Source organism: Tropicimonas sp. IMCC34011 (assembly GCF_003390865.1).
Taxonomy (GTDB): Bacteria; Pseudomonadota; Alphaproteobacteria; order Rhodobacterales; family Rhodobacteraceae; genus Tropicimonas_B.
Map to the genome: position 1 here is coordinate 375,626 of NZ_QMEJ01000002.1, position 17,674 is coordinate 393,299.

Genomic DNA, 17,674 nt, shown 5'->3' on the forward strand with positions numbered 1-17,674 from the left:
CGGGACCAGAAAACGGAACGCCATGCGGATCGTCTATCACATCGGGCTTCACTGCACTGACGAGGACCGCGCGCTGCGGTGCCTTCTGAAAAACAGCGAGATGCTGCGCGCGCATGGCACCGTCGTCGCCGTGCCGGGCCGATTCCGGCCGGTGCTGCGCGAAGCGATGGTGACGTTGCGTGGTCAACCCGCCGGGGCGGATACGCAGGAGAGCGTCCTCGATGCGGTCACGGATGTGGATTCGCCCGAACGCATCGTCTTCTCGTCGGACAGCTTTCTGTGCGTGCCGGCCCGCGCCGTCGGCGCCGAACGGCTCTATCCGCAGGCCGGCGAGCGGGCGCCCTGGATCCGCAATCTCTTTCCGGACGACCCGGCGGAGTTCGCCCTCTCCCTCCGAAACCCCGCGACGCTCCTGCCCGCGCTGCACGAGCGCATGGGCGAGGACCACGATTTCGCGGAGTACATCTCCCGCATCGCACCGGAGAAACTCTCCTGGGCCGAAATGGTGGAGCGGCTCGTCGCCGCGGTGCCCGGCTGCCCGGTCACGGTGTGGGCCAACGAGGACACTCCGCTGATCTGGCACGATGTCCTGCGCGCCCTCGCCGGCCATCCGGAAGACATGACCCTGGAGGGGGAAACCGATTTTCTCGGCACCATCATGAAGCCCGAGGGCGTCACCCGGATGGACTCCTACCTTGCAAGCCATCCGCCGAAGACGCCGGACCACCGTCGCCGCATCACCGCCGCGTTCCTCGACAAGTTCGCCCGCCCCGGTGCGGTGGAGGAGGAGTTCGAGTTGCCGGGATGGACGCAGGAGCTGGTCGGCCGTTTGACGGAGACGTACGAGGCAGACCTTGCCCGCATCGCCGGGATGGACGGCGTACGCGTCATCGCACCCTGAGCCTACCGCGCCGCCGATCCGGGACGGGTCTGCGCAAAGAAAAATCCCGACGTCACGGGGGCGCCGGGATCAGGATCTGTGCGTCGGTTGCCCGGACAGAGGTCAGCCCATGCCGAGCGCTTCCTTGTACATCTCGAGGACGGCTTCCTCTTCCGCTATATCGTCCGGCTCACGCTTGCGCAGCGCGATCACCTTGCGCATCACCTTGGTGTCGTAGCCGCGGGACTTGGCCTCGGCCATGACCTCTTTCTGCTGCTCGGCAATGTCCTTCTTGTCCTGCTCGAGACGCTCCCAGCGCTCGATGAACTGGCGCAACTCGTCGGCGGTGACCCGATAGGTCATGTCGCCGGAGCTTTCGATCACGTTGTCATCCGCCTCGCCCATATGCATTCCGTCCTTCATTGCCTGCCTCTTTCAATCGCCTCCTCTAGCGCCACGGCCGGACGTCCCGCAAGGCCTGCGGCGGCGATCGGCGCCTCGCCGCGACTTGCCCGCCGGGGCGGGACAGGCTAGCGGAGATTGGCACTTGCAGTGGGAGCGCATCATGGAGTGGCTGATCTGGACGGGAGCCGTGATTTCCGTCGTCGGGCTTGTCGGCATCATCGTCTGCGCCGTTCAGGTTGCGCATGCGAGGGCCCGTGAGACGGATGAAGCCGCGCTCCGCGCCAAGCTGCAACGCGCCGTCGCGATCAACATGGCGGCGCTTCTTCTGTCGATGCTCGGCCTCGGCATGGTCGTCGTGGGCGCCATTCTGGGCTGATCCCCGTATCCGTCAGCCCTCGTAGAGGGGCGTCTCCGTCCGGACGTGCTCCTCGATCAGATCCGGCACGGCCCAGTGAAGAGCATCCTCCTCCCGCGCCAGCTTGAGCAGCCGGGCCCGCGTGGACATGAGAGGTCCGATATCGGCCCGGTGAACCGGCCCGCCCGCGGATTGCGAGAGCGCCAGCCCGTGGATGACGGCGACATCCACATCGGACGCCGCCCCCAGGATCCCGGCATCCACCAGCCGGATCCCTTCGAGGAGGAGCGACAGCATCGCACGTTCCACGATTTCCTCCTCCGGAACGGGACGCGGCGCGATCCCGGCCTCTTCCCGCGCGGCGGCGGCGAGCGACGGGATCACCGGATCGGGGCGCAGCCGGACGCCCTCATCATCCCAGATGTAGTACCCCCGTCCCGCGCTGCGCCCAGTGCGGCCCTCGGCCACGAGAAGATCGCCAAGGAGCGTGTAGCGCCGCCGCGGATCGCGGCCCGCCGCCATGGCTCGCCGCCGCGCCATGGCGGGCCCGTGCCCATCCCGGTCCAGCGCCTCGAACGGTCCGACAGCGAAGCCCGCCCGGACGAGGGCCGCGTCGACGGAGTCCGGAGCCGCGCCGTCCTCCACGAGGTGATCCGCCGCCTCGAGGAGCGCCGCGCCGAGCGCCGGCACCACCGCCGCGCCGCGGGAAAACAGCGGAACGAGGCCCATCGTCTGAAACAGGGCGGCGGCACGCCGGCCGAGCGGCCCCTCGTCTTCGGCGGTCTCGGGCAGGATGATCTCGGCAAGCCGCCCGCCCTTCAGGGGATCGGCGAGGCGCAGGCCGAGGGCGCCCTCTTCCACACCCGCCTCGCGCGCGCACCGTACCGGATCGGGGCTGTCCGATGCATCGATCAGCAGCCCCCCCTGCGGCAAAGCCGAACCGATCCGCGCGAGCGCTTCCGATCGCCATGGCGGAGTGCCGTCGGTGCAATCGGCGATGGTCGCAGCGCCCTCCGCCGCCTCGATCCCTCCCGTGGTCAGCCTGTCCAGCGCGCCGCCGATGGCTGCGGCAAGTTGCCGGCGGGATGTCTCGAGAGCCTGCGGATCCGGATCGCAGAGCCGCACGTCCAGATCCGCCGCCAGCGCGATGGCCGCAAGCTCGATGCCGGCCGGTCCGGCGCCGAGGATCGTGAGCTCGCCGGTCTCGGCCGCGCCCTCCCCCAACCGCGCCGCGCGGGCTTCGGCGACAGCGAGGGCCCGCAATGCCCGGCTCTCGGAGCTGCCGGCGAGGTCGGACAACGCGGCCCGTTCGTAATCGAGCGCCGCGTCGAACGGCAGCAGCAAGGCGACTTCCACGCAGTCGACGGCCCTCCGGGCCGCGATTTCGGCGGGCGAAAGCCGTGCGCGGGCATCCGCCACCGCCGCGCTCCATGCCGCCGGGTCCGCGAGATGCCGGGCGCGGTCACGAACGCGCTCGGCGCCCTCCCCGGCCAGCTCCGCGGCGAGCGAGGCCGCCACGCCCACCGGATCCTCCTCGATCACGGCATCGACGAGGCCCAGAGCCTCGGCCTGCTCCGGAACGATCGGCGCCCCCTGCAGAACCGCGAGCGCCGCCGCAGCCCCGCAGAGCCGGGCCATTCGCTGCATCGCACCGCCGCCCGGAATGAGACCCAGCCGGGTTTCGGGACAGGCGAGGCTTGCCCCGGTCCAGGCCAGCCGGACGGGACAGGCGAGCGCAAGGGAGAGCAGCGGTCCCGCCGCCGCGCCGCGGATGACGGCAACGACGGGCCGCGGCGAGGTCTCGATGGCAAGGGTCGCGGCATCGAGCGCCGCGGCAAAGTCGGGATCGGGTAGCCTCTCCGCCGGGCAGGACGCGGCGGGGGAGATCACCAGAACGATCCCCTGCGGGGCGTCCTCGTCCTCGAGAGCCCGGACGATGTCCCGCATTGCACCGGTTTCGTCGCCGCCCCCCTTGAGCCGAAGGAGCCGCGTGCCGTCCCGGGATCCGGTCTCGAGGCTCAGTCCGCTCATGCCGCCTCCGATCTTGCAGTTGCGCTCATCCGCGCGCGAAGATGGCTTTCCGGCGGCGGGATGACAAGCGCAGCCGCGGGATACCCCGGTACGCGGGCTTGACCCGGCGCGCGCGGGACGCAATCGTCCGCCTCATGGATATCCGCCAGCTCACCCCCGCCCATTCCGTATCGCCGCAGATCGAACCGGACGACGTTCCAGCCCTCGCCGCGGCGGGCTTCGTCTCGATCATCTGCAACCGACCCGATTCGGAGGTGCCTCCCGGCCTTCAGTCCGCGGACCTGAGGAAAGCGGCGGAGGCGGCCGGACTTCAGTTCTTCGACAATCCGATCACCCATCAGACGATGACGCCCGAGAAGGTGGAGGCGCAGGTTGCGGCGATTGCCGGAGCCGGGCCGAGCCTCGCCTACTGCGCCTCCGGAACGCGCTGCACGGTGGTGTGGATGCTAGGCGCCGCCCCCTCCACCCCGCCGGACGAGCTGATCGAGACCGCGGCGCGCGCCGGCTACAACCTCGAACAACTCCGCCCGCAACTCGAGGCGTTGCACCGCGGCTGACCCTGCGCCGCCGCCGCGCTTCGGCTGGTCCCGGCGGGGCACCGATGCCACGGATGAGCGCGCGCCCTCCCCGATGCCGACCGGGAGAGGTGAAGACACGGTCTCTGCCTGCTCCTAACCAGCAAGGGGCGGCAGGCCCGGAATATTGAGCAGGGCGCCGCCCGCCTCGCCCGACTCCGAGCTTTGAGTCGCGCCCCCATCGCCGTCGCCGAGATCGGACATTGGTTCAACGTCAGGCACCGGCATCCGGAGGGCCCCGTGCGGGTCCATCGCCGCGAGCGGTGGAGCGGGCGCGGGCCGCGAATCGGGGCCGGGATGCGGGCCCGGCATCGCCTCGAAGGCAGGCCCCGCGGGGGCCTCATCCGTCACCGGAGGCGTGCCATCGGCCGGACCGAGGCGAAGGGCACGGAGGCCGTGGATCTGTCCCAGACAGCCGCGCCGGATCGCCCCCGCCTCCCCCGCCACGAGTTCCACCTCGCCAAGCGCCGCGACCGGGATCGGCAGCACGTCCCCCACGGCGAGCCGGCCGGCCTCGGACAGGCGCATCGGCAAGCGGCAGAGGATCGCATCGAGGGGAACGTCGGCCTCCAAAACGTTCTGGCGCAGGCGATCCCCCCAGCTGTCCCCCGCATCCTCGTCCCCACCGCCGGGCGAGGTGCTGACAGGACCGCGGCCGATGGCGGGTACGAACAGGCGCAGCTCCCCCGTGCGGCCGGTGCCGACGCCGAGAGACATCTTCAGCGTAATGCTGCGGTACTCCGTCTCTTCGAGCATCAGGCCGAGGGGACGGATTTCGGGCAGATGGGACGAGTACCCCCAGCCGGCAGCCCATCGCGCCTCCTCCCGCCCGGCGAGCATCGCGCCCATTCCCGAGAGGGCGCCGTCGATCAGGTCGGCAAGGAGCGCAGCATCGGTCCGCGTGGGCCGGCGAGGCTGCGGCGCGACGCGCCCGAGTTCGCTCGTCATCTGCATCTCGATGGCGGCGCCGAACAGAGCCTGGTCGAGACTGATCACCCCTTGCGCCCCGTCGAACCCGTCGAGAAGCGCGAGAAGGCCGTCCTCGGGCAGCAGTTCGAGCAGTTCCGGCAGGCTCGCACGGGCCGTTTCTACGCCGGAGACCTGCAGGACGAGGCCGATCTCATCGTCGGCCACCTTCGACAGCGCGTGCGACAGAGCGCGTTCCGGCGTGGGCACGCGGCCACCGGGATCCGTCCGCCGGGACGTATCAGCCATGCGCCGAAGGACGGCTGTTTCGCTCTTGTCGTCTCGGTCGGACACCGCCCCAAGCCTCGCCTGTCCAGAAGCCCGTTTCGGGGCCGCACATCCCGGGGTCTAGCCGATCGCGGGTAAGCGGGACGTTAACGCGCGCCGGAAACCGCGCGTCCTCCTCCCGCCGCGTCGTCATTCGGTCGCGTCAGGCCGCGCGGAAGCATAACGCGGAACGCGCCACCCTCCCGCTCCGGCAGATAGGCGATCCGGCCGCCGAGACGGTGGGCGATCTCCCGGCAGATGGCGAGGCCGAGCCCTGCCCCGCCGGCGGCACCGGGCTCCCCGAGGCGGGAGAACTTCTCGAAGACGATGTCCCGCGCACCGGGCGGAATTCCGGGGCCGTTGTCGATCACGTCGGCGCGGATCGTCTCGGCATCGGCGACGACCTCCACGCTCAGGACCGGAGAGGCGGCGTCGCAATACTTGTAGGCATTGCCGATGAGATTGATGAACACCTGCGTCAGGCGGTCGGCATCGGTGACGAGGGAGACCGCCTCAGCGTCCCTGTCCCGCCGCACCTCGACACGCGTCGCACCGGGCACGGCGGAGGCGGCGTCCACCGCGCGGTCGATCAGATCCACGAGACGCACCTCGGCGAGGTTGAGCGAGACCTGCGCGTTCTCCAGCACGGAGAGGTCCAGAAGATCGTCGAGCAGGCGCGTCAGACGGATGGCCTCGTCGTGGACGATCCCCGCATAGCGCTCCCGCTCCCCGACGGTCAGCCCGTGATCGCGCAAGATCTCGGAAAAGGCACGGATCGAGGTCATGGGCGTGCGAAGCTCGTGGCTGATCTGGCTGAGAAAGGCGTCCTTCTGCGCGCTGATCGCGGTGAGCTTGGCATTGCTTTCGCGCAGGGCCTTCGCGGTGCGGCGAAGTTCGTCGGACTGGGCCTCGAGACGGCTCGAATACTCCATGATCTGCTGCGCTTCGTCGGCCACGCGCAGAAGGTCCTCCACCTGCACCGCGGCGGAGCCGGTGATCTGCGCGACCATGGCATGGGCGGTGGCGGCGCCGACGGAGCCCGAGAGCTCGCGTTCCAGTCGGCCGAGGAACTCCGGGGTCGTGTCGGGAAGGCCGTCCGCCTTACCTTGGCTCCGCGCCTCCTCGGCGAAGAGGGCGCGGGCCTCCGAGGGGCCGAGAATGCGCTGCGCCATCGTCAAAAGGTCTTCTGCCTCTGCAGAGCCGTGGCTCCAGCCGCGGGCGCCGAGCGTGCGCTCGAACACGTTGACCATCTGGGCGCCCTGAAGCCGCTCGAGGGGGCTCGGAAAGCTCGCGAGCGAGACAACGCAGAAGACGCCGACATTCAGCAGCATCGACCAGACGAGCGCATGGATGACCGGGTCCAGCCCCACGATGCCGAACAGCGCCTGCGGGCGGAGCCAGTGGAGCCCGGCGGGGCCATCCGCGAGGACACCGGCGGAGATCAGCCCCTCCGGCCCGAAGCTCGGCAGGAAGAGCGCATAGACCCAGACGGCGAAACCGATCCCGAGCCCGGCCGCGGCGCCGGTGCGCGTCGCCCCGCGCCAGAAGAGCCCCCCCATGAGAGCCGGAAGGACCTGTGCGACACCGACGAAGGAGATGAGGCCGATGGACGCCAATGCCTCCGAACCACCGGACATTCGGTAGTACAGATACCCGAGGAGCAGCACCCCCGCGATCGAGAGGCGCCGCGCACGAAGGACAGCGGCGCGCACGTCCCCCGACATGGTCGCCCCCGCCGGGCGCCGGGCGAGATAGAGCGGCATGACGATGTGGTTCGAGACCATGGTGGACAGCGCAATCGCCGCGACGATGACCATGGACGTGGCCGAGGAGAAGCCGCCGAGAAAGGCGAGCGTCGCGAGGGCACCCTGCCCTTCGGCGAGCGGCAGCGTCAGTACGAAGAGGTCCGGGTTCGCGCCGTCCGGCAGCCGCTCCAGTCCCATCGCTGCGATTGGCAGCACGAAGAGCGAGATCAGCATCAGGTAGAGCGGGAAGGCCCAGCCGGCGATCGCGAGGTGGGCTTCGTCGGCATTCTCGACCACCATGACCTGAAACATGCGTGGCAGGCAGAGGATCGCGGCGGCGGAGGTGAAGGTCAGCCCTGCCCAACGGCCGCCGGCCAGCTCCCATCCGGGATGGGCGGCGGCGTCGATCCGCGCCAGCGTCTGCGAGAGGCCACCGCCGATCCCCCAGACGACGAAGATGCCGAGGGCGATCAGCGCCACGAGCTTGACGACGGCCTCCACAGCGATGGCCATGACGACGCCCGGATGCCGCTCGTTCGCATCGAGGTTGCGCGTGCCGAAGAGAATCGTGAAGGCGGCGAGCCCCGCCGCGACCCAGAGCCCCGTGGCGGTGGGATCCGCCGCCACCCAGCCCGTCGTTCCGGGCAGCGCGAAGACCCCGAGGGAGAGGGCGACGGACTGCAGCTGGAGCGCGATGTAGGGCGTGGTGCCGAGCACTGCGAGGAGCGTGACCATGACGCCGAGAAGCGTCGACTTGCCGTAGCGGGAGGAGATCAGATCCGCGATGGAGGTGATCCGCTGCGTCCGTCCCACCCGCACGAGCTTGCGCAGGATGAGCCACCAGCCGGCGAAGACGAGGGTCGGCCCGAGATAGATCGTCAGGTATTCGAGGCCGGACCGCGCCGCGTATCCGACCGCGCCGTAGAACGTCCACGCGGTGCAATAGACCGACAGGGAAAGGGTGTAGACCAGCGGCGAGGACAGCCAGCGGCCCTGCCCCCGCTGGGCCCGGCGATCCGCCAGGAATGCGATGAGAAAGAGCGCGGCGACATAGACCAGCGCGATGGCGAGGAGGAGGTTGAAGGGCATGGCCCCTTTTGCCTTACGGCTCGCGCGCGCGCGGCGGCTCCGCCCGCGGCACGGTGAGGTAGCGGGACAGGATGGCCGCCCCGGCGATCAAGAGGACCCAGACGGCGAAGACGTAGATCGCGTCCGTCGCCGGACCCGGCCCGCTCTCCGCGCCCCCCGAATGCCATAGCAGCGGCAGGATCAGCAGAATCGCACCGGCGACGGGCAGGATGCGCGCGGCATCCATGAGCCGCCGGCGGCGATAGGAGCCGCGCTCGAGAAAGAGCGCGCGCCGCTCACCGGCGGGCGTCTCCCCTGCGGGCGTCTCCTCGGCGTTCATCCCTGCGCACCGGCGTAGAGATCCGACAGGCTCTGCAGGATCTCGGCATTGGCGAACGGCTTGGTCATGAACCGGGTGGCGCCCGCCTCTTCGGCCATGGCGCGGTCGCGATCCTGCCCCTTGGCGGTCAGAACGAGGATCGGCAGTTTCGCCGATGTCCCGTCCGCCCTGAGACTGCGCAGGATGTCGAAGCCCGAGCGGCCGGGCAGCATCACGTCGAGCACGAGCACGTCAGGTGCGGCCCGTGCCACGGCCTCGACCGCCGTTGTCCCGTCCGAATGGGTGAGCACGGTCCACCCGTCGCGGGACAGGATGAAGCGGATGGCCTCGAGGATGTTCGGCTCGTCCTCGACGAGCAGGACACGCTTGTCCATTTTGGGTGGCCCTCCCCCGGCCGCCGCGCGCGGAACCGCGTGGTCGGCCTCCCCACCGGACCACACGCGCGGCGTGCATCTTGGCCCGCCGCCGACGACTTGTCAAAACGCCGTGAGGCGCGGGTCAGGCTCCGGGAAAGCGGGCCGTGACCACGGGCGGGACTGCAACCGGCGGAAGGGGACGCCCCGTGCCGGGATCGCCCCCTCCGGCGCGAGGTTCGCCCCGACGCACCGCGCGCCGGCGCGGCCCCTACCAGACCGCCTTGCGGCTCAGGAGCGGGCGAAGCTCGCCCGGAAAGTCGATGGCGTCCGGCCGTCCGCGGGTGACGGCGCTGACGCCGACGAACAGAAGGGTCGAGGCCGCGATGACACTGCCGCAGAGCACCGGATCGAAGACCGAGATCCCTGCACCCAGCGCCATCCACAGAGCGAGGGCAGCACCACCGACGAGGGAGGCCAGCGCCCCGGCCGCCGTTCCGCCCCGCCAGAAGAAGGCGCCGACGATGGCGGGCACAGAGACGATGAGCCCGGCCGCCGAGAGAGCCGCGAGCTGATCCACGATGCTTGCCTGCTGCACAGCGAATATCGCGGCGAAGACGATGACGAGGACGACCACCAGCCGGCCGACGAAGACCTGCCGCGCATCCTGCGTCTCCCGCCCCGCGAGATCCCGAGCGACCATCGCGCCGAGCGTCAGGGCGATGGAATCGAGGGTGGAGACCGCCGCTGACAGGATGCCGATGATCAGGAGGAGCGATACCCAGACCGGCACCGCGCCGGAGGCCAGAAGCGCAGGCGTCGCCTCGGAGCTGTTTTCCAGATCGGGCGTCAGGATCAGCGCGGCGAAGCCCCAGACGACGGAGATCAGAGTGAAAAGAAGACCGAAGCCGAGCACCCAGAGGATCATGGACCGCATCGCGGGAAGGTCGCGCACCGCGAACAGGCGCTGGCTGACCTGCGGGTTCGACAGCGGGAAGAAGAACCACGGGACGGAGAGGGCGAGGAAGGTCGGCAGGGACCAGAGGCCGGGCCCGGGAACGCCAAGCCAGGCCGCCCGTTCCTCCATCAACCTTTCGGCGAAGGCCCCCGGCCCCCCGATCGCCGCGACCACGAAGCCGACGGCGAGAAGCGCCGCGACCATCATCACCGCGGCCTGACCCGCATCCGTCCACGCGACAGAGCGCAGGCCCGCGACGAGCGTCCAGAAGATCGCCAGGATCGCGCCGACGGCCACCGCAAGGGGAAGCGTGATCGCGCCCCCGGTGACGCCGGACAGCAGAAGTCCGATGCCGGCCATCTGCGTCGTGCAATAGGGCATGAGGAACAGCAGCGAGACCACGGCGGTCGCCCGCGTGACGCTCCGCGAGCCGTACCGTCTCCCCAGCATCTCCGCCGGCGTCACGAAACCCCAGGTCTGCGAGGCGAGCCAGTAGCGCGGCCCGAAGACCACGAGGAGCGACAGGCCCGAGAAGTAGATCAGCTCGAAGCCGAGCGCGCCGACCCCGCCCCTGTAAGTCAGTCCCGTCAGGACGACGAGCATGAAGGCCGAATAGGTCGTCGCGGCATAGCTGAGGCCGGAAACCGCCCCGCCGATGGCGCGTCCGCCGAGATAGTAGTCGACGGCGCTGCCGGTATTGCCGCGGGATGCGGCGAAGGCGACCGCGAAGCCGATGAGGGCGAAGGCGCCGATGGCGCCCCAGACGAGAATGGGAGAGATCATGTCAGTGGCGCCATCCGGAAATACCGACGAGAATGGCCCCGATCACGGCGAGAGCGAAAAGGCTCCAGAAAATCAGCACCGCGAAAGATGGCTCGCCCCCTGAAAGCAGGCCGTACGGCACCGCGATTCCCATAAGAATGAGCAGACCGGTCCCGGCCAGCCACCCGCGAAATGCGCCCATGACGCTCCCCTTGTCCCTCGGCGGCGCCGCTCCGGGCGCCAAGCCCCGGGTCCTTCACGGCTAATTCACCCAAGGTCAAGCCGCCGGGCCGGTAATTTCGCGGAGGCGACGCCTTTTCGCTAGATTCCCGACGACAAAGGAAATTCTTCGACGAGCCCCCCGCCGCGTGCTCCCTGCCCACTGGCCCGGACCTTGACGTCATGAATGGAGCGCTACAACAAAAGGCACAGCTGAAACCGATTAACTCTCGGTTTTGCAAAGCAAAAAGGGAGACAAAATGTCTTTTCCGACCAAAACCGCCACCCTCGTGGGGTCCATCAGCGCCGCTCTCGTCATGGGCGGCACGGCCTTTGCGCAGGACATGGAAACGGCCTCCGTCGCGACGGATCCGAGTTTCGTTCCGTTTGAAATGATGGACGAGGAAACCGGCGAGATGACCGGTTTCGACATGCAAATGATCCGCGAACTGGCCGACCGTGCCGGCTTCGAGGTCGACATCAACACGATGGATTTCAACGGGATCATTCCCGCGGTCCAGACCGGCAGTGTCGACATCGCGATTGCGGGGATCACGATTACCGACGAGCGCGCGGAAATCGTCGATTTCTCCGATCCGTATTACGACAGCGGTCTGCAAATGCTCGTCTCCGCCAACAATGACGAGGTCCAGACCATCGAGGATCTCGAGGGCATGACCATCGGGACCAAGATCGGCTCCACGAGCTACGATTACCTCACCGAGGAATTCGGAGATTCGGCCACGATCACGCCCTACCCGGGCTCGGGCGACATGTATCTCGCCCTGATGGGTGGCAGCGTCGACGCGGTCTTCTACGATGCGCCGAACGTGAGCTACTTTGCCAAGACCCGCGGCGAAGGCCGCGTGAAGGTCGTCGGTCCGCTCTATGAAGGCCAGCAATACGGTATCGCCTTCGCCAAGGGCAGCGAGCTCGTCGCTCCGGTGAACGAGGCGCTCGCCGAAATGCGCGAGGACGGCACCTACGACGAGATCTACGCCGAGTGGTTCGGCAGCGCTCCGTCCGATGACGACGCCGCCACCTCTACCGACGCCGAGACTGAAGACATGGACGCCGAGGCCGGCGACATGGAGGAAGACGGCGCCGAGAGCGAAGATTGATCCGCATCGGGGCAGCGCTTGCAGGCGCGGCCCCCGCGTGAATAATTGGCCTCTCCGGAGAGCTACGGCGCTCCGGGGAGGTTTTTTTTGACAACGTCGATCGCAGACGGAGCCCGGTCTTGGATTCAAATTTCGATTTCAACTGGGAGGCCGCCTTCCAGTCCATTCCCTATCTTCTCAAGGGCATACCCTTCACCCTGATGATTTCCTTCGGCGGGCTCGCCATCGGCTTCGTCATCGGGATGATCTTCGGGCTCATGCGTCTGAGCCGCGCCGGCTGGCTGCGCTGGCCTGCGATCGCGTATATCGAGATCTTCCGCGGCACGCCCGTGCTCGTGCAGGTCCTGTTCATCTTCTACGGCCTGCCGCAGCTTCTGGGCGGTCCGATCAATGCCGTCGTCGCCGGGATCGCGGCCATTGCGGTCAATTCCGGCGCCTACATCTCCGAGATCGTGCGGGGCGGCGTTCAGTCGATCGAGCGTGGACAGCGGGAGGCGGGCCTGTCCCTCGGCCTGTCCAGGACGCAGACGTTCCGATACATCATCTGGCCGCAGGGTTTCCGGCGCATGATCCCCTCCCTCGGCAACCAAGGCATCATCAGCATCAAGGACACCTCCCTCTTCGCCGTCATCGGCGTGGGCGAGCTCGTTCGGCAGGGTCAGATCTACATCGCGACGACGTTCCGCGCGCTGGAGGTCTACCTGATGGTTGCCCTTCTCTATCTGGCGATCACGCTCACGCTATCGCTTCTCCTGAGACTTCTGGAACGCAAGGGGCTCGTCGGACAATGAGCGATCGTACCGTGGACAGCACCGCCACCCCCATCGTTAAGATGGAGAAGCTGAACAAGAACTTCGGCTCGCTGCACGTTCTCAAGGACGTCGATCTGTCGGTCACGCCCGGCGAGGTCGTGGTGATCATCGGCGCCAGCGGCTCCGGCAAGTCGACCCTGATCCGCTGCATCAACGGGCTCGAGGAGTTCCAGAGCGGTTCGCTCGAGGTTGACGGCCGGAGGCTGGAACCCGACGGACGCGCGTCCAAGGCGCTGCAGCAGATCCGCACCGAGGTCGGCATGGTGTTCCAGCAGTTCAACCTCTTTCCCCACCTCACCGTCCGGGACAACGTGACCCTCGCCCCGCGCAAGGTCCGCAACGCAAGTACCGCCGAGGCGCGCAGGACCGCCGATCGGCTGCTCGACCGGGTCGGCATCGCCAATCAGGCGGAGAAATACCCCTCGCAGCTTTCGGGCGGACAGCAGCAGCGCGTCGCGCTCGCGCGCGCGCTTGCGATGGAGCCGCGCCTCATGCTGTTCGACGAGCCGACGTCGGCGCTCGACCCCGAGATGATCGGTGAGGTGTTGGACGCCATGCGCGAGCTGGCCCGCGAAGGCATGACCATGGTCATCGTCACCCACGAGATGACGTTCGCCCGCGAGGTGGCGGACCGGGTGATCTACATCCACCAGGGCGAGATCGTCGAAGAGGGAGCGCCCGAGCAGGTGTTCGACGATCCGCAGCACGAGCGGACCCAGAGCTTCCTGTCCCGCGTCCTGACCCATTGAGGAACGGACGGGCTGCGCAAGGCAGTCCGGTCCTCAGGCTGACCCGGCGATGAACGGCTCCCGCCGCGCCGGGCAGGCGTCCCGCGTGCACAGCCGGCAGGCCGCGCCGACGGGGAGCGCGGCCTCCGCCGGCCCTGCGGCCGCCGGCAGAAGCAGCATCGTCGCCTCGATGACCGGCGGACGGCCGAATGCAGGCGGACCGGACGGCTCGGCCAGCGCATAGGCCGCGAACCGGGCGGGAGGGCGGCCGTCCATCTCGATGTCACGGGCGATCGGAACGCCGGGGCGGAGCAGCGCTTCGAAGAGGGGCCAGAGAGGACAGGCTGCACCGAGGCGCGGCGCGGGAAAGCCCGGCGCCGGCTTGCGCAGGATCATCGTGCCCGACAGATCGCAGCTCAGAAGCGCTGCGCCAGCCTCCGGCACGCTCGCGATCCGGCGCAGAACCGTGCCGAGGCCGCAGCCTGCCCGGACCGCCACGGCCGCGGGATCGAGACCCTCCCTGAGCGCCTCCCTCAGGGGCCCCAGCGGCAGGGCGCGGGCGTCCGCAGCGGCGCGGGCAAGATGACCTCGGGCGAGACGCTGCGCGGCCGCGCTCTCCAGCTCCTTCGCCTGCGACAACTCTTCCGCGATCCGGTCTGCGTCCCCCGCGCCCGCAGTCTCGATCTCGAGGATGTGCCAGTTCCGCGCAGCGAGGAAGCGCTCCAGCTCCTCCAGTGGACCGGCAGGAGCGGCATCCTCGGAACTGGCATCCAGATAACGCGCCAGGTCCTCCGCCGCGCCGGCAAGACGGTCGCCGTCTTCGGCGAGATTTCGGTGGAAGCGCTCGGTCCAGACGGCCTCCAGATCCCGCGTCTCGGCGAGGATCGCGGCGGTGGAGCGCATGGCGGTCACGACCGACAGCACCTCGTGCAGCGAGGCGGACAGGATCGGATCGTGCGCGAGCCGGTCAGACAGAGTCGCAACCGTCCGCTCCAGCCGCCGCACCGCACCGCCCTGCTCCGCCATCAGGCGCGCGAGGTCCGGGAACCGCGCGGCGAAGTCCTCGAGCTCCGCGATATCCGCCGCCGCGCCGGCATGACCCGCCACCGCATCCTCGAGGCCCGCCACCAGCGCCCGCCCGGCGCCTTCGGACAGCGCCTGCGCCTCGGTGCCGAGCTCCCGCGCGATCGTGGCGAGGAGCCCGCCGCCGATCCGGCGGCGATTGTGCTCGATAAGATTGAGATAGGAGGCGGAAATTCCGGCCGCCTTTGCCAGATCCGCCTGCTTGATCCCCGCCATGATGCGCCGCTCCCTGATGCGGCTTCCGGCATGCCCAGCGCTGGCCATGGATGGCGTCCTTTCCCGTCAGGGACTTACCGCGTTGCAGCATCAAGAACTTTACAAAATGCTGCACCGCACTGTCCAACAATTTACTAAATTCCTACCGTTTCGTAATGGGTTGTTGAATTGTTTTCTCAAAGAACTGCATAAAAATTACAGCCCACGGAAGCGGGGCGTGCCCCCTCTCGGGAGGAGAGCGCGGGGCAAATCAATGGGAGGAAATTCATGTCGTTTCGCAGACAGACACGTCGCGGTATCCTGAAAACCGGCATCGCCGCCGGCGCGGGGCTCGCCCTGCCGACGATCTTTACCGCCCGATCCGCCAGTGCCTTCACCAACGAGCCCACCGGCAGTTCCGTGACGCTCGGCTTCAACGTGCCGCAATCCGGCCCCTATGCCGACGAGGGCGCCGACGAGCTGCGGGCGTTCGAGCTCGCGGTCGAGCACCTCAACGGCGAGGGCGACGGCGGCATGATGAACACCTTCTCCTCGAAGGAGCTCACGGGAGAGGGCATCCTTGGCAAGCGGGTCGAATACGTCACCGGCGACACGCAGACGAAGTCCGACGCAGCCCGCGCCTCCGCCCGCTCGATGATCGAGAAGGACGGCGCGGTCATGATTTCGGGCGGTTCCTCGTCCGGCGTCGCCGTCGCCGTGCAGGGTCTCTGCCAGGAAGCGGGCGTGATCTTCATGGCCGGCCTCACGCATTCGAACGACACCACCGGCAAGGATCGCAAGGCCAACGGCTTCCGTCACTTCTTCAACGCCTATCAGTCGGGCGCGGCGCTCGGCCCCGTTCTCGAGACGCTGTACGGAACCGACCGCAAGGCCTACCACCTGACGGCGGACTACACCTGGGGCTGGACGACGCAGGAATCCATGCAGGCCGTCACCGAGGATCTGGGCTGGGAGACGGTCAACAACGTCCTCACGCCGCTCGCGGCGACGGACTTCTCCTCCTACATCACCCCGATCCTTCAATCGGGCGCGGACGTGCTCTTCCTGAACCACTACGGCGGCAACATGGTGAACTCGCTCACCAACGCCGTCCAGTTCGGGCTGAAGGACGCGATGGCCCAGACCGGCAAGCAGTTCGAGATCGTCGTGCCGCTCTACTCGGAGCTTATGGCGCGCGGCGCGGGCGAGAACATCCGCGGCATTCCCGGCTCCCAGAACTGGGACTGGAAGCTCGAGAACCAGCTCGGCGAGCGGTATCGCGGCACGAACGTCTTCACCCAGTCCTTCGGCGAGAAGTACGGCTTCCCGCCGTCCCAGGCGGCCCATACCTGCTACGTGCAGACGCTGCTCTATGCGGACGCGGTCCAGCGCGCCGGCTCGTTCAACCCCTGCGCGGTGGTCGAGGCTCTGGAGGACTTCGAGTTCGACGGTCTCGGCAACGGCCCGACGCTCTACCGCGGCGCCGACCACCAGTGCCTCAAGGACGTCGTCGTCACCCGCGGAAAGGAGAACCCGGACAACGAGTTCGACCTCGTCGAGATCGTCGAGGCGACCCCCGTGGAGCAGGTCACCTACCCGCCCGATCATCCGATGTTCGCCGGCGGCGCGCTCGGGGAGTGCAACGAGGGCGCCTGACGCGCTCGCGGAGGGGGCGCCAGGCACCGGGCGCCCCGCTCATCTCCGACGCCGCACCTGACCTGCCGTGCCCGCACCCCGGGCACGGCGCCTTCCTCATACCAGGATAAAAGCACCCGCGATGGACGCGATACTCCTTCAGATCCTGAACGGCCTCGACAAGGGCTCGGCCTACGCCCTGATCGCCCTCGGCCTCACCCTCATCTTCGGCACCCTCGGCGTCGTCAACTTCGCCCACGGCGCCCTGTTCATGATCGGCGCCTTCTGCGCGGTCACGCTGCAACGCATCTTCACCATTTCGCGCACCACGGTGGACGAGAGCCGGACGGACTTTCTCGGAAATCCGATGGAAGTGGACACGCCCTATCTCGAGATCTGGTTCGGCCCCGAGTTCGGCGCCGCGCTGATTGACTGGTCCGTGCCGCTGGCGATCCTCTTCGCGATCCCCGTCATGCTCCTGATCGGCTGGATCATGGAGCGCGGTCTGATCAAGCACTTCTACAAGCGCCCCCATGCGGACCAGATCCTCGTGACCTTCGGCCTCGCGATCGTGCTGCAGGAGATCATCAAGTACTTCTACGGCGCCAATCCGATCCCGACGCCGGCCCCCAGCGCCTTCGCGGGCTCGTTCGATTTCGGCGCCGCGCTCGGCTTCGATCCCATGACGATCATCTACCCCTACTGGCGCCTGATCTACTTCGCCTTCGCCGGCCTCGTGATCGCCGGGGTGTTCTGCTTCCTGCAATTCACCACGTTCGGGATGGTGGTCCGTGCCGGCATGGCGGATCGGGAGACTGTCGGCCTCCTGGGCATCAACATCGACAAGCGCTTCACCATCATGTTCGGCATCGCCGCCGCCGTCGCCGGGCTCGCGGGGGTGATGTACACGCCGATAAACTCGCCTAATTACCACATGGGGATGGACTTCCTCGTCCTGTCCTTCGTCGTGGTCGTCGTGGGCGGAATGGGAAGCCTGCCGGGCGCCGTCCTCGCGGGGTTCCTGCTCGGCATCCTCGAGAGCTTCGCCTCGATGAACGAGATCAAGTCGATCATTCCCGGCATCGACCAGATCATCATCTACCTCATTGCAATCGTGATCCTTCTGACCCGGCCGCGTGGCCTGATGGGGCGGAAGGGCGTCATGGAGGACTGATC

Annotated in this window: 17 protein-coding genes; 8 read left to right on the forward strand and 9 right to left on the reverse strand. The window is 68.2% G+C overall.

Annotated features, from left to right (window positions below; all coding sequences use genetic code 11):
- Positions 1-22: 22 nt before the first annotated feature.
- Positions 23-901, forward strand: coding sequence for a hypothetical protein (locus tag DQG15_RS08165; RefSeq protein WP_116084305.1), 879 nt, complete (start codon positions 23-25; stop codon positions 899-901).
- Positions 902-1,003: 102 nt separating this feature from the next.
- On the opposite strand, the gene DQG15_RS08170 is transcribed toward DQG15_RS08165, so the two are convergent.
- Entirely contained in the window at positions 1,004-1,285 is a 282-nt protein-coding gene (locus DQG15_RS08170; protein ID WP_198665117.1) for a DUF2312 domain-containing protein, read from the reverse strand.
- Between the two features lie 160 nt (positions 1,286-1,445).
- Here DQG15_RS08170 and DQG15_RS08175 point away from each other — a divergent pair, with 160 nt between their 5' ends.
- Positions 1,446-1,661 carry a hypothetical protein gene (locus DQG15_RS08175; protein ID WP_116084723.1) on the forward strand — a complete coding sequence of 72 codons (216 nt, stop codon included), beginning with the start codon at positions 1,446-1,448 and terminating at the stop codon, positions 1,659-1,661.
- A gap of 12 nt (positions 1,662-1,673) precedes the next feature.
- Here DQG15_RS08175 and DQG15_RS08180 read toward each other — a convergent pair whose 3' ends face one another.
- The gene (locus DQG15_RS08180; protein ID WP_116084306.1) at positions 1,674-3,671 is read right to left on the reverse strand and encodes an enoyl-CoA hydratase-related protein; all 1,998 of its coding nucleotides are present in this window, start codon (positions 3,669-3,671) and stop codon (positions 1,674-1,676) included.
- A 134-nt stretch (positions 3,672-3,805) separates the two neighbouring features.
- Here DQG15_RS08180 and DQG15_RS08185 point away from each other — a divergent pair, with 134 nt between their 5' ends.
- Entirely contained in the window at positions 3,806-4,228 is a 423-nt protein-coding gene (locus DQG15_RS08185; protein ID WP_116084725.1) for a TIGR01244 family sulfur transferase, read from the forward strand.
- A gap of 114 nt (positions 4,229-4,342) precedes the next feature.
- Here the strand turns inward: DQG15_RS08185 and DQG15_RS08190 are convergent, their stop codons facing one another.
- From DQG15_RS08190 to DQG15_RS08215, 6 genes are all read right to left on the reverse strand, one after another.
- A complete protein-coding gene (locus DQG15_RS08190; protein ID WP_116084308.1) occupies positions 4,343-5,461 on the reverse strand; it encodes a FliM/FliN family flagellar motor switch protein in 1,119 nt (372 codons plus the stop codon).
- Between the two features lie 125 nt (positions 5,462-5,586).
- Positions 5,587-8,313 carry an ATP-binding protein gene (locus DQG15_RS08195; protein WP_116084309.1) on the reverse strand — a complete coding sequence of 909 codons (2,727 nt, stop codon included), beginning with the start codon at positions 8,311-8,313 and terminating at the stop codon, positions 5,587-5,589.
- 13 nt (positions 8,314-8,326) lie between these two features.
- On the reverse strand, positions 8,327-8,632 hold the full coding sequence (locus tag DQG15_RS08200) for a hypothetical protein (RefSeq protein WP_116084311.1): 306 nt from the start codon (positions 8,630-8,632) through the stop codon (positions 8,327-8,329).
- The gene (locus DQG15_RS08205; protein WP_116084312.1) at positions 8,629-9,006 is read right to left on the reverse strand and encodes a response regulator transcription factor; all 378 of its coding nucleotides are present in this window, start codon (positions 9,004-9,006) and stop codon (positions 8,629-8,631) included. Before DQG15_RS08205 ends, DQG15_RS08200 begins: the two co-directional genes overlap by 4 nt.
- A 250-nt stretch (positions 9,007-9,256) precedes the next feature.
- The gene (locus DQG15_RS08210; protein WP_116084314.1) at positions 9,257-10,726 is read right to left on the reverse strand and encodes a sodium:solute symporter; all 1,470 of its coding nucleotides are present in this window, start codon (positions 10,724-10,726) and stop codon (positions 9,257-9,259) included.
- A gap of 1 nt (position 10,727) precedes the next feature.
- Positions 10,728-10,907: a hypothetical protein gene (locus tag DQG15_RS08215; RefSeq protein ID WP_157968937.1), complete on the reverse strand. Its 180-nt coding sequence runs from the start codon at positions 10,905-10,907 to the stop codon at positions 10,728-10,730.
- A 277-nt stretch (positions 10,908-11,184) separates the two neighbouring features.
- Here DQG15_RS08215 and DQG15_RS08220 point away from each other — a divergent pair, with 277 nt between their 5' ends.
- The 3 genes from DQG15_RS08220 (at position 11,185) to DQG15_RS08230 (ending at position 13,606) form a co-directional block, all read left to right on the forward strand.
- Positions 11,185-12,045 (forward strand): transporter substrate-binding domain-containing protein, encoded by an 861-nt coding sequence (locus DQG15_RS08220; protein WP_116084317.1) that lies wholly within the window; start codon positions 11,185-11,187, stop codon positions 12,043-12,045.
- Positions 12,046-12,164: 119 nt separating this feature from the next.
- Complete coding sequence (locus tag DQG15_RS08225; protein ID WP_116084318.1) at positions 12,165-12,836, forward strand: amino acid ABC transporter permease; 672 nt, start codon at positions 12,165-12,167, stop codon at positions 12,834-12,836.
- Positions 12,833-13,606 carry an amino acid ABC transporter ATP-binding protein gene (locus tag DQG15_RS08230; RefSeq protein WP_304466041.1) on the forward strand — a complete coding sequence of 258 codons (774 nt, stop codon included), beginning with the start codon at positions 12,833-12,835 and terminating at the stop codon, positions 13,604-13,606. Before DQG15_RS08225 ends, DQG15_RS08230 begins: the two co-directional genes overlap by 4 nt.
- 33 nt (positions 13,607-13,639) lie before the next feature.
- Here the strand turns inward: DQG15_RS08230 and DQG15_RS08235 are convergent, their stop codons facing one another.
- The gene (locus DQG15_RS08235) at positions 13,640-14,932 is read right to left on the reverse strand and encodes a short-chain fatty acyl-CoA regulator family protein (protein WP_116084320.1); all 1,293 of its coding nucleotides are present in this window, start codon (positions 14,930-14,932) and stop codon (positions 13,640-13,642) included.
- A gap of 219 nt (positions 14,933-15,151) precedes the next feature.
- Here DQG15_RS08235 and DQG15_RS08240 point away from each other — a divergent pair, with 219 nt between their 5' ends.
- Positions 15,152-16,519: a substrate-binding protein gene (locus DQG15_RS08240; protein WP_116084322.1), complete on the forward strand. Its 1,368-nt coding sequence runs from the start codon at positions 15,152-15,154 to the stop codon at positions 16,517-16,519.
- 121 nt (positions 16,520-16,640) lie between these two features.
- A complete protein-coding gene (locus tag DQG15_RS08245) occupies positions 16,641-17,672 on the forward strand; it encodes a branched-chain amino acid ABC transporter permease (RefSeq protein ID WP_116084324.1) in 1,032 nt (343 codons plus the stop codon).
- Positions 17,673-17,674: the final 2 nt, after the last annotated feature.

Coding starts and splice junctions, on each gene's coding strand:
- DQG15_RS08165 (WP_116084305.1), top strand. CDS start 23: ATGCGGATCGTCTATCACATCGGGCTTCACTGCACTGACGAGGACCGC.
- DQG15_RS08170 (WP_198665117.1), bottom strand. CDS start 1,285: ATGGGCGAGGCGGATGACAACGTGATCGAAAGCTCCGGCGACATGACC.
- DQG15_RS08175 (WP_116084723.1), top strand. CDS start 1,446: ATGGAGTGGCTGATCTGGACGGGAGCCGTGATTTCCGTCGTCGGGCTT.
- DQG15_RS08180 (WP_116084306.1), bottom strand. CDS start 3,671: ATGAGCGGACTGAGCCTCGAGACCGGATCCCGGGACGGCACGCGGCTC.
- DQG15_RS08185 (WP_116084725.1), top strand. CDS start 3,806: ATGGATATCCGCCAGCTCACCCCCGCCCATTCCGTATCGCCGCAGATC.
- DQG15_RS08190 (WP_116084308.1), bottom strand. CDS start 5,461: ATGGCTGATACGTCCCGGCGGACGGATCCCGGTGGCCGCGTGCCCACG.
- DQG15_RS08195 (WP_116084309.1), bottom strand. CDS start 8,313: ATGCCCTTCAACCTCCTCCTCGCCATCGCGCTGGTCTATGTCGCCGCG.
- DQG15_RS08200 (WP_116084311.1), bottom strand. CDS start 8,632: ATGAACGCCGAGGAGACGCCCGCAGGGGAGACGCCCGCCGGTGAGCGG.
- DQG15_RS08205 (WP_116084312.1), bottom strand. CDS start 9,006: ATGGACAAGCGTGTCCTGCTCGTCGAGGACGAGCCGAACATCCTCGAG.
- DQG15_RS08210 (WP_116084314.1), bottom strand. CDS start 10,726: ATGATCTCTCCCATTCTCGTCTGGGGCGCCATCGGCGCCTTCGCCCTC.
- DQG15_RS08215 (WP_157968937.1), bottom strand. CDS start 10,907: ATGGGCGCATTTCGCGGGTGGCTGGCCGGGACCGGTCTGCTCATTCTT.
- DQG15_RS08220 (WP_116084317.1), top strand. CDS start 11,185: ATGTCTTTTCCGACCAAAACCGCCACCCTCGTGGGGTCCATCAGCGCC.
- DQG15_RS08230 (WP_304466041.1), top strand. CDS start 12,833: ATGAGCGATCGTACCGTGGACAGCACCGCCACCCCCATCGTTAAGATG.
- DQG15_RS08235 (WP_116084320.1), bottom strand. CDS start 14,932: ATGGCCAGCGCTGGGCATGCCGGAAGCCGCATCAGGGAGCGGCGCATC.
- DQG15_RS08240 (WP_116084322.1), top strand. CDS start 15,152: ATGTCGTTTCGCAGACAGACACGTCGCGGTATCCTGAAAACCGGCATC.
- DQG15_RS08245 (WP_116084324.1), top strand. CDS start 16,641: ATGGACGCGATACTCCTTCAGATCCTGAACGGCCTCGACAAGGGCTCG.